At 48.7% G+C, this 271-nt stretch carries 1 protein-coding gene; it reads right to left on the bottom strand.

The annotated features are described in order from the left end of the window. On the bottom strand, nt 1-271 hold a 271-nt coding region (locus AAEZ03_RS27440; RefSeq protein WP_502947973.1), incomplete at both ends, for an oxidoreductase.

The following is a 271-nucleotide window of genomic DNA, read 5'->3' on the forward strand; positions in this document are numbered from 1 at the left end:
GTTGAGCGGTGCGCCCTCTTGAATACGTTCAGCGAGATCAGGGTTGGCAATATAATCCCGACCGAATGCTACCGCATCGATATAGCCTGCTTTGATGTTCTTCTCAGCTTTGTCCGCATCATAGCCACCAGCGGCAATAATCAGTTGACCAAAAGCATTACGTACGTTTTGGCGGAACTCATCGTTATAAGGCGTACCCCCTGCCCAGTCTGGCTCTGACAGATGCAAATACATTAGACCACGCTTGTTGATTTGCTCAATCAGCCAAATG

This window comes from Pseudomonas sp. HY2-MNA-CIBAN-0224, from assembly GCF_040310285.1.
GTDB lineage: Bacteria > Pseudomonadota > Gammaproteobacteria > Pseudomonadales > Pseudomonadaceae > Aquipseudomonas > Aquipseudomonas helleri.